A 12,857-nucleotide genomic window follows, 5' to 3' on the forward strand; every position below is an offset into this window, starting at 1 on the left:
GGAGGAAGCCGATACTCTGCTCGAACGTCTTCGCTCCCAGCCTCGGAATATCCTTAAGCTCGGAACGCTTCGTGAACTTCCCAAGCTCCTCCCGCTTCTTCACGATGTTATTCGCTACGGTCTTACTCAGTCCGGATACATACTGCAGAAGGGAACCGGAGGCGGTGTTTACGTTTACCCCTACTTGGTTCACCGCCGTCTCTACGACGAAACCAAGGGAATCATTCAATTTCTTCTGACTCACATCATGCTGGTATTGACCGACACCTATCGACTTAGGATCGATTTTGACAAGCTCCGCCAACGGATCTTGGACGCGTCGTGCGATCGATACAGCACTTCTCTCTTCGACTTGAAAATCAGGAAACTCTTCCCTTGCCAGTTTAGAAGCGGAATAAACACTTGCGCCCGCTTCGTTGACGATCATATAAGCAGCATCAAGGTCATGCTTCTGGATCAGATCTGCTATGAACTGCTCCGTCTCCCTGGAAGCCGTCCCGTTTCCTATTGCCATCAACTCGACCCCGTATTGCTTAAGGAACTGAAGAACCTTCTTCTCTGCTCCTGCTGTATCGTTCCTCGGTGCCGTCGGATAGATCACCCCGATATCGAGCACTTTCCCCGTTTCATCCACAACAGCAAGCTTACACCCGGTCCGGAAGGCCGGATCGATGCCCAGCACTACTTTCCCTTTTAACGGAGGTTGCAGCAGGAGGCTGCGCAGGTTGCTTGAGAACACTTCAATGGCCTGCTCCTCCGCCTGTTCCGACAGGGCATTACGGATTTCCCGCTCCACGGAAGGCTGGATCAGGCGTTTGTAACTGTCCTGAATGGCCGCAGCCAACAGCTCCCGCATCTTCCCTACCGTATTCCGGTGGATGACATTCCTCTCCAAGTACTGAAGGATCGCTTCTTCAGGAGGATGGATCGATACTTTCAATACCTCTTCTTTCTCGCCGCGGTTAAGCGCAAGAATCCGGTGGGAGACAATAGACCGTACAGGTTCCTGGTATTCATAGTACATCTCGAAGATACCCTTCTCGTCTTCTTCTGTCTTCTTGCCGGATGATTCGATCGTTCCCTTATCACGTGTCTGCTTGCGGACGCGCTCCCGGTAACCCGGATCTTCAGAAATCCATTCCGCGAGAATATCGTTCACTCCGGCTTCCACATCCTCCAGAGTAACAAGTTCCTTCTCCTCTGAAAGGAAGGCTTCCCCTTCCTTCTCAAAGTCCATGCGCTGCTTCTGCTCCCAAACCATCAAGGCGAGCGGTTCCAGCCCTTTCTCTTTAGCGACCGTGGCTCTCGTTCTTCTTTTCTGTTTATACGGCCTGTACAGATCTTCCACCCTCTGAAGCTGGGACGCCGACTCAATGTCTCGCTTCAATTCATCGGTTAACTTTCCCTGCTCTTCAATCAATCGGATGACTTCTTCTTTTCGCTGCATCAAATTCGTTACATAATTCCACTGATCCTCAACAGCTTTGATCTGTACTTCATCCAACCCGCCTGTCATTTCTTTTCGGTAACGGGCGATGAACGGAACCGTGTTTCCTTCATCTAATAATGCGATTACCTGCTTAATCGTTTTCTCATTCATTTTGGTTTGTTCGGCAACCAGTTTCGTTACTTCCGGCTGCACCATTACATCACTCAAAAAAAGACCTCCTTCAATGGCGTCTTCTTCATTGTATCAAATTACGCCGCTCCACACGCCACCGCCGCCGGAAAATATAGACAGGTACACAAAAACCCCTAGTCCCGCCACCATGGGATTCCAGGGGTTTAATCATATTCCATGACAATCAGTGTCGTATCGTCTTCCCGAAACTGTCCATACAGCTCTTGATAACGATGGGTAATCTGTTCCACACTTCTTGTTCTTGTCAATTCACTCGACAGCCGACGATCGTTGACGCCGTCTGAAAACATCAGGAAAAACATACCTTTCTCTGCTTTCCCGCGGGCTACCCGCAGTGGTCGGGGATATCCTGCCAAATAGCCGGCAAGCGGAATATTCCTGCTTCTCTTTCCATCCGCATCAATCGTAATGACACCGATGTTGCCGATCGAAGAATAAGAGTAGGTTCCTGTATGAAAGTCGATCCGGAGGATTCCAAGAACGACTCCGCGTTTGCCGACGAGTGCTTGATTACACTTTTTCACAAGCGCTTCAATTCCTAGATCAGGATTCCATTGAATAACCTTCATCACAGCATCCGCTGATTCCTTTGCCAACTCGCCGCTTCCTAATCCATCTGCAAGGGCGCAAAGGAAACCATCTTCCGTCTCTATATAGAAATAACTGTCTCCGCAGTGGTAATTGCCTTTTTTCGCTTTTTGAAAAACAGATAAATTCACGCGCTTACTCTCCTTTTCCACTAGAATACCTCTATGGATTCAGATTGCAAGGCTTCCCTCAACTTACGGAGTGCTCTTCTTTGCAGTCGGGAAACATGCATTTGTGATATTCCCAGTCGCTCTCCGGTGTCTTTCTGGCTCATGTTCTCAAAATACGTACACTGCAGTATTTCCTGCTCTCGTTCGCTCAGGATCGGGAGTATCTTCTCAAGCAGCATCTTTTGGTCGATGTTCGAATATCCATCATCCTGATTCCCGATTAAATCGAGAATGGTAACGGTACTCCCGTCGGAATCGGCTTCGATCTTCCTGTCGACGGACAAGGCTTTGTAGCTTTTGCCCATTTCCATCGTTTCCAGTACATCTTCCTCCGAAACTTCCAGATAATCAGCGATTTCTAACACAGAAGGAGAACGCTGCAGCATATTCGTCAATTCTTCGGCCGCTTTCTTAATCTTCGGGCCGAGTTCCTTAATCCGCCTCGGTACATGGACACTCCATGTCTTATCGCGGATGAACCGTTTGATTTCACCGATGATGGTCGGAATCGCAAAGGACTCAAAAGACTTTCCGAATTCCGGGTCGTACCTGCGGATGGCAGCTAGCAGACCCAGCATCCCCACCTGCACCAAATCTTCGTGGATCGTACTGTTCTTGGAATACTTCCGAGCGATGGATTCGACCAGGTCTTTATAAACAAGAACGATCTTCTCCTGTATTACCTCATCACGCGGGTGTTCTTGTAAATGTGCTATCCATTCATATACTTCATCATTGTGGTGTTGTGATTTGGTCGCCATCTTGACCCACCCCAGTTTCATGGAGGTATTTCGTCATTAAGACGATGACTCCATATTTACTGTTGATTTCAACTTTGTCCATCAATGCATCGATGAGGAACAGGCCGAAACCACCTTCGCGGAGCTCTTCAATATCATCATCCTGCTTGTACGGGCCGATGTCTTCTTTCACCTCGCCCAAATCAAAGCTTCCACCGTGATCTGCCACCATGACTTCCAAGCGGTCCTGATATACTCCAAAGCCGATCGTAATTTCGCCTTCGCCCGTTTCTTTATACGCATGCTTGACGGCATTCGTAATGGCTTCTGATATCGCCACCTTCAAATCCTCGATATCTTCGTAGGAAAAACCCATACGGTTGGCGATCCCTGACGTACTCAGACGAACAACCCCGATGTATTCTGCTTTGGCTGGTACTTTCACTTCGACAAAATCAAATGGTTCCATTATTACATTCCACCTTGCACTGTAGAATCAATCGTCATGATTTCGGTTAAGCCGGTGATTTTAAACAGACGATATACCCGGTCCTGCATATGGATAAGTCTCATTTCCGTTCCATGTTCCTTCGTGGACTTCAGGGCACTGATGAACACACCGAGACCTGTAGAATCCATATAGCTGACACTTCCAAAATCCACTTCGAGTACCTGACCTTGTTCTTTCGTCAAAGGAAGCAGCGTTTCCTTCAATTTAGGAGCGGTGAATGCATCTACCTCTCCGGATAAAACAACGGTCGTAACACTTTCTTTATTCGTAACATCTATAGTTAAGTTCATACCATTTACCCTCCTAAGATCCTAAAAAAGTCAATCACATCGATAGTACCCGTCCCAACAGGCCGTTAAACATTACGGCGCAGGATAATCAAAGTGAAATCATCGCGAAGCTGGAAGTCCTGCAAACGCTCGAAATGCTTGTACACATGGTCTACAATCCCTTGAGCAGGCAGGTGTGCGTACTGTTTGATGACGTGGAGAACTTCTTCCTGTTCGATGAACCGCTCCCCCTGACGGCATTCGGTCACACCATCTGTCAGAAGAATGATCATGTCTCCCTTTTCCACTTTCTTTTCATATTGCGAGTAAGTGACATCCGGTGAAACGCCGAGCACCAGGCCGGGAACGTCAATTTCCTCAAATTCGTCCCTGTCACTATGGTAATAGAAACCCGGTTCGTGACCGGCCGAGGAATAAGAGAAAGTGTGATCGTTGGTATCGTATAATCCGTAGAACATCGTAATGAACATGCTCGCATCGACGTTGCGTTCCACGACGCGGTTCAGGCTCCCAAGAATGACGCTCGGGTCCGTCCGCATTTCAGGAAAGCTGTCCATCGAATATTTGATCATCGACATACACAAGGCCGCCGGGACCCCTTTACCGATGACATCAGCGATAGCAATTCCGAGACTCCCTTTTTCGTCATCCACGAAGTGATGATAATCTCCGTTCATCTGCTTGGCCGGAACGCTCAGGGCTCCGACCTCTACTTCAGCAAGCTCCGGCTTAACTGTCGAAAGCAGCGTCTTCTGCATATTGGCAGCTACCGATATCTCTGATTTCAGCTCCAGCTGCTTTTCCCTGAGAGACTGATACTCCTGATAGGCAAGACCGTAGGAGATCATCGTTTCCAAAAGGAAGTTCATCGAAGATTGAATATACTCGGGCATATCCGGGTATATTTCTTGTAATGACTGAATGTGGACATTGATGATTTCTTCCGGTGAAATATTCTGCTGCATCGAATGCTTACTGAACTGCTCTGCCTGATACAGAGCCTGCTCATCTTTCGTCTTAATATACTCCTGCAAAAGTTCCTTATAATTCTCCAAATCGAGCTTCAATGTACTCATCAGTTATACCTCCTCTAACGGAGCCATTTAACAACTCTTATTTCCGTACCTTCCCCTTCTTCCGAAACGATATCGAAATCGTCCATCAATCGTTTCACTCCGGGCAATCCGGCACCAAGCCCTCCGGAAGTCGTAAAGCCGTCTTCCATCACCTGGCTGATATCTTTAATTCCGGGACCGCTGTCCATCGCAACAATCCTGATTCCTTTTTTGTTCATATCTTCCATCACTTCAAAACATACTTTCCCCGTTCCAGCATATAAGTATATGTTCCTTGCCAGTTCAGATATGGCAGTGGCAATCCGCGCTTGATCAACGGTGCCGAAACCGATTTTCCTGGAAATGTCCCGGCCCAGTTGTCGTGCCCCGACGATGTCCCACTCCTTTTTTATATTGACACAGGATTGGAAGTCCATACTCACTCCTCCAATTCCTGGCGAAGTTTAATCAGCCCTTGTTCTAAGTCTAATGCTGTAGGAACGTCTTGGAGATGGATACCCAAGTCTATCAGAGTCATGGCAACAGCCGGTTGGATACCTGTCAGTACGACCTTGGCACCCATCAAGTCGGACATGGTCACCACATCGCCGAGTACTTTGGCAATAAAGGAATCAATGATGTCCACAGACGTCAAATCGATGACGACCCCTGTCGCACCACTTTCATGGATCTTACTGAGCAAGTCTTCTTGAAACTGGATAGCTGTCTGATCATCCAAATCGATCTGGATAGAGATCAACAGATAATTATGAAGCTTCAGAATCGGTATTCTCACTGTTCTCACTCCTTATCTAGCGAATCAATCAATTTCTCAATATCCTCGTAGGTGTTTTGTGTATCTTCGATCCGGCGATTCGTTAATTCGAGCGCTGTTTGAAAACCTTTTCTCAAGGAGCTCTTCGTAGGGAACTTCCCTAAATCGATACCAAGATTGACGATGGTCTGGGCAATTTCCGGACGTATCCCTACCAATATGCAGCGGGAACCGATAAGACGGACCGCTTCTGCCGCCTGGATGATGTGGTGGGCAACCATTGTATCGACGACCGGAACTCCGGTAATGTCGATCAGCACGACTTCCGCATTGTGCTTGATGACCCCGTCCAGCAGGTTCTCCATAATGAGCTTGGCACGTTCTGTGTCGATCGTTCCGATAAGCGGCATGATCGTAATGTTTTCCATGACAGGAATGAGCGGAGCTGAAAGTTCCTGAAGAGCGACACGTTGAAGGGAAACGATGTGTTCCCAGCTCCCGGAATACTCATTAACAAGGCGGTTGATGATCGGATCCACCCAACCGTCCACTTCCTTCAGTACCCTGGAGAAATAATCCGAGTCTATTTGATCCGACTGGTTCAGGATGAAGCCGGTCACCACGCGGCGGAATACCTGCATCCCATCTGTCAGATAGCTCAGCGGCCAGCCTAAGTTAATCAGCCGCTCCGAGAAATCGTCCAAATCGGAGGACAACCCCTGTTTTTCAATGCTGGAGAAAATGACATTGACGAATTCCCTGTTTGTACTTTCGAACATTTCGTCGGAAATCGTCGACGTATAGTCGTTCTGCTTATGTGCATTCACTTCTTCCAACCACATTTTTACTATGTCATCACTATACTCGATTACTACGTTCTTCAATCGTTCGTCCATTTTTTCAAACCTCCGCCTGTATTACCCTTCTATAATTCCGTTCTAATAATATTTGAATATAATATTAACAAAAATAAGCGAATTATCATACCTTCACGCATTAAAAAATCACGCCATCATCATTACCCTTATAAATCTTATTATAAACTATAAACGTAAAAAAAATAAAGTTACCTTTATCCAGGCAACTTTATTATGGAATAGCTTAGACGGATCAGAAATCGATCAAACCGAGACTGATCTGCAAGGATTTGTTCACTTGCTGCATCATCGGTTCATCCAGTTGAGTAATCTTGTCGGTCAAACGCTGTTTATCAATCGTTCTGATTTGTTCCAATAGGATCACAGAGTTTCGTTCGAACCCGTATTTTTCTGCGTTAATTTCTACGTGTGTAGGGAGTTTGGCTTTTTGTATTTGCGCAGTAATCGCGGCGACGATTACCGTAGGGCTAAAACGATTACCAATATCATTTTGGAGGATGAGTACAGGACGAACCCCGCCTTGTTCGGATCCCACGACCGGGGACAAATCAGCGAAATAAACGTCTCCTCGTTTGACTATCACCGGCTTCACACCCCGCTCACTAATTGCTCCAGGGTGTGGTCTGCCTCCTCTTCAGCTTGGAACGCTTCTGAAGCGATGTTGAGATTGATTTTCGCCATTTCCATGTAGCCTCTACGCATGGATTCTCTTATATGACGCTGTTTCTTTTCACGCAAATACATTTTCGTTGCTTGACACATGAAATCGCTCCGATCACTGTTTTCGAGTTGAATGAAGCCATCCACTTCATTGAGTAGGTTATCCGGAATCCGGATGACAATCTCCTGCATGCTATCGGACAAAACCATACACCTCCACCATCTTCTCTCAAAAGAAACCAGTCAATTAGTCCACTCTAATCTTATCAAACGGGAGTGTCCATTGCAAAGGAGTGTTGGAATTTTTTCGTGAATCATGGAACCTGTTATCCTTACATAGGGAGAATTGTCCAATCCGCGTCAGAGAGCGTTTTTGACATCTACGATCCTGCCATCTTTCACGTACACACGCGGTACCCGGCTGCCGATCATACAAGGCACCTCGTAATTGATGGTATCCAACCTGGCGGCTATGTCATCTGCGGAGATCTCCTGATCCTCCTGTTTACCAATTAAGGTAACCTTTGTCCCTATAGGATATTCCTGATCCAGCCGAATCATGAGTTGATCCATGCAAATTCTTCCGACAATCGGATGGCGCTTTCCGTCAACCAGCACGTCCATCCCCTGCAATTTCCTCGTCCAGCCGTCCGCGTAACCGATCGGTACGGTGCCGATCCACTCGGTTTCCTGCGCCTTATACGTGGCACCATAACTGACTGCTTCACCGGCTTCCAATTGTTTCACGTGAATCAATTGACTGTGCAGCGACATCGCGGGCTGCAAATCAATCGGACGTTCCCGCTTCACATCCTGCGACGGATATAAACCGTACATGCTGATACCAAAACGGACAAAATGGGCCGTTTTTTCCGGAAAGCGCATGCTCGCTGCGCTGTTACTCGTATGAATTTCGACATTTTCCTGCCATTTTCCTTCAAAATGAGCGAACAATTCATCAAAGCGGCGCTGCTGCTCCTCCAAGTATGTCGTATCTGCTTCATCAGCTGTCGCAAAATGGGTGAAAAGCGCTTCTAATTGGAAGTTCGGCTGCTCATCGATATAAGGAAGGATTTCATCCAGCTCGGCTTCCGATCGTACTCCGATGCGCCCCATCCCTGTGTCCAACTTCAAATGTATACGGAGCGGCCGTTCCAATGCCTGCTCTCCAGCCTGATCCAGCCACTCCCGCTGAAATACGGTGACGGCGATATCATGGACGGCTGCCAGTGCCGCATCTTCCGGACGAATCCAGCCCATGACGAGCAGCGGGGCTGTCACACCCGCTTCTCTTAGTTTCAACGCTTCATCCAGGATCGCGACGGCAAGGCCTTCCGCTCCTGCTTCCAAGGCAGCCTCTGCCACCTGGATATCTCCGTGTCCGTAGGCGTCCGCCTTGACAACCGCATAGATTTTCTTTGAAGAGCCGAGACGCTCCTTCAATTGATGGATATTCTGTGCAATATGGTTCAGATTCACTTCTACGTAAGTATCTCGATAGTAACTCATTGGCAAAACGTCCGCTCCTCTGCAACTAATGTATCTTCCTATTATTGAATGATTGCCGGGGACTGTCAAATCGCATAAGGGGGAATCTTTAGAGGTACGGAAAATAAAAATAAAGCAGACCGTTAAGCCTGCTCCAACCAGCGACTATTTCACCATGTCTCCATTATAGATGGAGCTTGCTACCGAAATCATTTCATCCTTCGTCAATTCATTGCTGGCAAGCTGATACGTGGTTCCGTCCTGCGTCCATTCCAGACGGTTATTCTCCATCGCACCGATTACGCCGCCTTCAAGCTGAACCGGGTCACCGTTCACCTGTACGGAGAATAATGCGCTTGCGGCTTCCACCTCTGCTTTCTCCTGGACAAGCGTGAAATTCTTCTCGCCGGCATAGCTCATAATGATCCGCTTGCCGTCATCTGTTTTGACTTCCTGCTCTTCTGCAAGTTCTGCACCGAATGTCTCTTCCGGATACAGCACTTCTTCAAGCTCTTGTCCTTCCATGTTCGCAACAGGTGCTTCCGTCGGTGCCATCGCCATATTCTTATCTACATCAAAGTCCTCTTTCTTCAAGGAATCATCTTTGGCGAAATTGGCGAATTGGACTTCCACCAGTGCGTTCATATCCTGATCAAATACTTGAACCATGACGGGCTGGTAAGACTTTTTGTCGAAGAAGATCTTCTGATAAGGGAGAGTCTTATTGTTTTGGTAGTTGGTCTTCGTCTTGAATTCATAATATTTATCCGACGTCGTGAATTCGGCATCATCATCTGCCTTGATGTCATTCAACAAAGACGCATATAAATAAGGCTGGCTCGTGTTCTGCGGCCATTCACTCTGGAACTTGAAGCTCTTGTTCAAGGCAGGTGTCAACACATAAACGCCGCTGTCATTCTTCAGGATGATCTGGCTTCCCTTCTCATCCTTGTCGCTGTTCAATTTCACCCGATAGAAATCATCTTTCTTATGCCACACTTGAATATGGTATTTCTGCTCTGCCTTGCCGGTTTTCATCTTCATGTTTGCTTCGGTCTTATAGCCTGCCATTTCCTCCGACTGCTTCTCCAGCTTCTTGACAACATCCTCTTTAGACTGGGTGCCGCAAGCTGCCAGTGTACCTAAGACGAACAAACTGAATAGTAGAATCAGAAAACGTCTTTGCATAAGACACAACTCCTTTGTCTCTACTTAAGGACAAAGGGAACGAAATCATGAGAATGTACGAAACGTTCGGGACAATCCTTCAATGACATCCGTCGCAAGCAAATCGACATTCGATCGATCTGATTCCACAAGAAGGTCTGCTGTCCGGCCGTGAACAAAACAGCCGTCGCAGACGGCATCCAGCACATCCGCCCCCTGCATGATCATAGCAAGCAGGATTCCGGACAAGACATCACCACTGCCGCCTTTAGCAAGACCCACATTACCGGAAGTATCGACACGCTGCCGCCCGTCCGGTGACGTAATGATAGTAGAAGGGCCTTTCAGAACAAGATAGACGCCGTATTTTTCTGCGAATGCACGTGTAAGAGAAAAGGGAGATTGCAGCACTTCTTTTACAGACAGACCAAGTAAATGCGCAAATTCTCCTGGATGTGGAGTCAGTATCGTCGGGTACTGCCGGCTTCCTACCGCTTCAAGAAAAGCTTTGGCATGGTACAAACCGTCCGCATCCAGAAGCAGAGGAGCTTCCGCATGCCGGATGATTTCACCTACGAGAGATTCTTTGGAATCCTCCCTGCCAAGCCCCATGCCGACAGCAATGCCATCATATCCTTCCAGATTACCTTGGACTTGTCCACGGAACAAGTCTACGAATGTCGCCTCTTGGACGAAAGAGGCAATGGCTGGAACGGCTTCTTTTTCGGTACCGACAGCTACCAACCCCGCTCCGCTGCGCAGAGCAGCTCTTGCCGACATGGCTATTGAACCCGGCATGAGCGCAGATCCTCCGATGACCAACCCTTTTCCATGTGTTCCCTTATGTGCATGAGCATCCCGTTTCGGCAGCGTCTCTTGAACTTCCTGCTCCCTCCACCATCTACGCCGGATATCCGGAAGCAGCGGTTTTGGAAGACCGATTTCGACGACAGACCATTCGCCATAGAACGGCTGGGTCTGCTGCAGGAACGCACTAAGCTTCGGCGCTTCGATGATGGACGTATAGTGAGCCCGGTACCCGTCGAATTCCTCGTCCGTTTCACCTGCGGGGACTCCAGTAGGAATATCCACTGCCAATCGCAGGACGTCTGCTTCGTTACAGAGGTGGGTGATCGAGGCGATCGGCTCTTTCAACCGCCCTTTGACCCCTATACCGAGAATCGCATCCACGCAGATATCCGATTCCTCCAGCAGAGCTGCGATCGCAGCCGTTTCCGGACAGACCGTACACCTGTATCCGGACGCCTCGAACAACCGTTTATGTTCCAAAGCGTCGCCACGGATCTTATCATCCGGCACCACCTGCACGACCTCCGTCTGACAGCCCAGGTTCATCAACGTCCGGGCAATGACGAAACCGTCTCCCCCGTTGTTTCCACCTCCGATTAAGACGACAACCTTCTGTTGAGGTTCGATCCGTTTCAGAAAGTCATAAGCGACGGCACGTCCTGCATTCTCCATCAACAGTCTGCCGTCTATTCCCGCTTCCATCGCCAACCGATCCCGTTCGTACATTTCATGTGCGGTCACAATATCCAATTCGTTCCCTCCTACCCGCATTACAATGTTATGAGACAACCTATGTAATTATGTCTTATGCCTATACCTCACGTGTTCCTTTCCAAAACCACCTGAGCAATGGCGTGCTGACTGCTGTGGCTGATCGACACCCAGATCTTCAAGTGCTCCATTCCCCGAACCGATGCTTGAGGAGCCCCGTCTCAGCCGAAGAAATTTCTATATCTTGAAAGCCTGTTTTTCCGATTCCCGTTCCCAGTGCCTTCGCACAGGCCTCCTTGGCAGCAAAGCGGCCGGCAAGAAATTCGACGCGTCTTCCTTCATTCAGCATTTCGTATCGCTGATATTCGTTTTCCGTCAATATTCTTTGAACAAAACGGGGATTTCGCTTTATACTTTGATTAATACGATCCAACTCAATGATGTCTATTCCAATTCCTTCTATCATGCCTGCATCTTCCTTTATCTTCATTCTAAACACAGTATACCCGATGATGAGGGAGATAAAAAAAGAATACGAAGTACCCTATATGACTACATTGACAATAAGAAGGTCTTTAAAAGGAGACGAATCGAATGTTTGTACGTACAGAAAGCTTTAAGGAATTTCTGAAATTCTACCCTGTCATATCATTTCTAGTCGGACTCCATCTCGTCCTATGGTTACTGATGGACTTCCTGCAGCTGGGATTCGCTCAAGAGTGGAAAGCCTGGGGGATGGGAGTGAACGTCTTCGTTCTTAACGGAGAATACTGGCGGCTGGTGACACCGATCTTTCTTCACGCCGGCTTCGCTCACGCATTGTTCAATTCCTTTTCTCTCGTCCTCTTCGGCCCTGCGCTGGAGCAGATGCTCGGGAAGGTGAAATTTATCGCTCTCTACCTTTTCGCGGGTATCGCCGGGAATGTCGGAACGTTCATCGTTGATCCTTCCGCCTACTACGCCCACCTTGGTGCGTCAGGAGCGATTTTCGGGATATTCGGGGTCTATATCTTCATGGTCTGGAACCGAAAACACTTGATCGATCAAGCCAACTCTCAAATTATCGGTGTCATTGTGGCATTAGGTTTGTTTATGACCTTCGTCCGACCGAACATTAACATTCTCGGCCACCTCTTCGGATTGATCGGCGGATTCGCCATCGCTCCTGTCGTTCTCCGGAATGCCCGCCCCTTCTCCATCTGGCAGGTAAGGCGCAGCACGAAACGGAACGACGGCGACATTCATTTCGATCCGGACCGCTGGCGCAAAAAGAAATTCAGCAGCAGGCAGACAGGGAAATATATCGTGGGGGGAATCATCCTGTTCCTCGTCCTCATAGCCCTGCTGAACAGATAAAAAAAAAACGATCAGC

Annotated in this window: 16 protein-coding genes; 1 reads left to right on the forward strand and 15 read right to left on the reverse strand. The window is 48.2% G+C overall.

Annotation, left to right across the window (positions count from 1 at the left end):
* From D479_RS01665 to acpS, 15 genes are all read right to left on the reverse strand, one after another.
* Positions 1-1,645: Tex family protein (locus tag D479_RS01665; protein WP_039870451.1), on the reverse strand; the 1,645-nt coding region annotated here is incomplete at its 3' end.
* Between the two features lie 140 nt (positions 1,646-1,785).
* Positions 1,786-2,361: a SpoIIE family protein phosphatase gene (locus D479_RS01670; protein WP_008632946.1), complete on the reverse strand. Its 576-nt coding sequence runs from the start codon at positions 2,359-2,361 to the stop codon at positions 1,786-1,788.
* Positions 2,362-2,381: 20 nt separating this feature from the next.
* Positions 2,382-3,161: an RNA polymerase sigma factor SigB gene (gene sigB / locus D479_RS01675; RefSeq protein ID WP_008632947.1), complete on the reverse strand. Its 780-nt coding sequence runs from the start codon at positions 3,159-3,161 to the stop codon at positions 2,382-2,384.
* Complete coding sequence (rsbW, locus tag D479_RS01680; RefSeq protein WP_008632948.1) at positions 3,133-3,609, reverse strand: anti-sigma B factor RsbW; 477 nt, start codon at positions 3,607-3,609, stop codon at positions 3,133-3,135. Before rsbW ends, sigB begins: the two co-directional genes overlap by 29 nt.
* A gap of 2 nt (positions 3,610-3,611) precedes the next feature.
* A complete protein-coding gene (locus D479_RS01685) occupies positions 3,612-3,941 on the reverse strand; it encodes an STAS domain-containing protein (protein WP_008632949.1) in 330 nt (109 codons plus the stop codon).
* Between the two features lie 65 nt (positions 3,942-4,006).
* Complete coding sequence (locus D479_RS01690; protein ID WP_008632950.1) at positions 4,007-5,017, reverse strand: PP2C family protein-serine/threonine phosphatase; 1,011 nt, start codon at positions 5,015-5,017, stop codon at positions 4,007-4,009.
* A gap of 14 nt (positions 5,018-5,031) precedes the next feature.
* Positions 5,032-5,433: an anti-sigma regulatory factor gene (locus D479_RS01695; RefSeq protein WP_008632951.1), complete on the reverse strand. Its 402-nt coding sequence runs from the start codon at positions 5,431-5,433 to the stop codon at positions 5,032-5,034.
* Between the two features lie 2 nt (positions 5,434-5,435).
* Positions 5,436-5,792: an STAS domain-containing protein gene (locus D479_RS01700; RefSeq protein ID WP_008632953.1), complete on the reverse strand. Its 357-nt coding sequence runs from the start codon at positions 5,790-5,792 to the stop codon at positions 5,436-5,438.
* A 5-nt stretch (positions 5,793-5,797) separates the two neighbouring features.
* Complete coding sequence (locus D479_RS01705) at positions 5,798-6,667, reverse strand: RsbT co-antagonist protein RsbRA (RefSeq protein ID WP_008632960.1); 870 nt, start codon at positions 6,665-6,667, stop codon at positions 5,798-5,800.
* A 214-nt stretch (positions 6,668-6,881) separates the two neighbouring features.
* The gene (locus D479_RS01710) at positions 6,882-7,232 is read right to left on the reverse strand and encodes a type II toxin-antitoxin system PemK/MazF family toxin (protein ID WP_008632962.1); all 351 of its coding nucleotides are present in this window, start codon (positions 7,230-7,232) and stop codon (positions 6,882-6,884) included.
* Positions 7,233-7,237: 5 nt separating this feature from the next.
* Entirely contained in the window at positions 7,238-7,519 is a 282-nt protein-coding gene (locus D479_RS01715) for a hypothetical protein (protein ID WP_026576976.1), read from the reverse strand.
* A gap of 150 nt (positions 7,520-7,669) precedes the next feature.
* Positions 7,670-8,818, reverse strand: coding sequence for an alanine racemase (gene alr, locus D479_RS01720; RefSeq protein WP_008632967.1), 1,149 nt, complete (start codon positions 8,816-8,818; stop codon positions 7,670-7,672).
* Between the two features lie 144 nt (positions 8,819-8,962).
* Positions 8,963-9,985 carry an outer membrane lipoprotein carrier protein LolA gene (locus tag D479_RS01725; RefSeq protein WP_008632968.1) on the reverse strand — a complete coding sequence of 341 codons (1,023 nt, stop codon included), beginning with the start codon at positions 9,983-9,985 and terminating at the stop codon, positions 8,963-8,965.
* Positions 9,986-10,030: 45 nt separating this feature from the next.
* Positions 10,031-11,515 carry an NAD(P)H-hydrate dehydratase gene (locus D479_RS01730; protein ID WP_346773245.1) on the reverse strand — a complete coding sequence of 495 codons (1,485 nt, stop codon included), beginning with the start codon at positions 11,513-11,515 and terminating at the stop codon, positions 10,031-10,033.
* Between the two features lie 148 nt (positions 11,516-11,663).
* Entirely contained in the window at positions 11,664-11,951 is a 288-nt protein-coding gene (gene acpS / locus D479_RS01735) for a holo-ACP synthase (protein ID WP_008632972.1), read from the reverse strand.
* A 128-nt stretch (positions 11,952-12,079) separates the two neighbouring features.
* On the opposite strand from acpS, the gene D479_RS01740 reads away from it, so the two are divergent.
* Entirely contained in the window at positions 12,080-12,841 is a 762-nt protein-coding gene (locus tag D479_RS01740) for a rhomboid family intramembrane serine protease (RefSeq protein WP_008632974.1), read from the forward strand.
* The last annotated feature ends 16 nt before the right edge of the window (positions 12,842-12,857 follow it).

It is taken from the genome of Halobacillus sp. BAB-2008 (assembly GCF_000328325.1).
In the GTDB taxonomy this organism is placed as follows: Bacteria; Bacillota; Bacilli; order Bacillales; family Halobacillaceae; genus Halobacillus.

Bases quoted from the DNA above. Each gene is read 5' to 3' on its own strand.
- sigB (WP_008632947.1), bottom strand. From the start codon at position 3,161: ATGGCGACCAAATCACAACACCACAATGATGAAGTATATGAATGGATA.
- rsbW (WP_008632948.1), bottom strand. From the start codon at position 3,609: ATGGAACCATTTGATTTTGTCGAAGTGAAAGTACCAGCCAAAGCAGAA.
- D479_RS01685 (WP_008632949.1), bottom strand. From the start codon at position 3,941: ATGAACTTAACTATAGATGTTACGAATAAAGAAAGTGTTACGACCGTT.
- D479_RS01690 (WP_008632950.1), bottom strand. From the start codon at position 5,017: ATGAGTACATTGAAGCTCGATTTGGAGAATTATAAGGAACTTTTGCAG.
- D479_RS01695 (WP_008632951.1), bottom strand. From the start codon at position 5,433: ATGGACTTCCAATCCTGTGTCAATATAAAAAAGGAGTGGGACATCGTC.
- D479_RS01705 (WP_008632960.1), bottom strand. From the start codon at position 6,667: ATGGACGAACGATTGAAGAACGTAGTAATCGAGTATAGTGATGACATA.
- D479_RS01715 (WP_026576976.1), bottom strand. From the start codon at position 7,519: ATGGTTTTGTCCGATAGCATGCAGGAGATTGTCATCCGGATTCCGGAT.
- alr (WP_008632967.1), bottom strand. From the start codon at position 8,818: ATGAGTTACTATCGAGATACTTACGTAGAAGTGAATCTGAACCATATT.
- D479_RS01725 (WP_008632968.1), bottom strand. From the start codon at position 9,985: ATGCAAAGACGTTTTCTGATTCTACTATTCAGTTTGTTCGTCTTAGGT.
- acpS (WP_008632972.1), bottom strand. From the start codon at position 11,951: ATGATAGAAGGAATTGGAATAGACATCATTGAGTTGGATCGTATTAAT.
- D479_RS01740 (WP_008632974.1), top strand. From the start codon at position 12,080: ATGTTTGTACGTACAGAAAGCTTTAAGGAATTTCTGAAATTCTACCCT.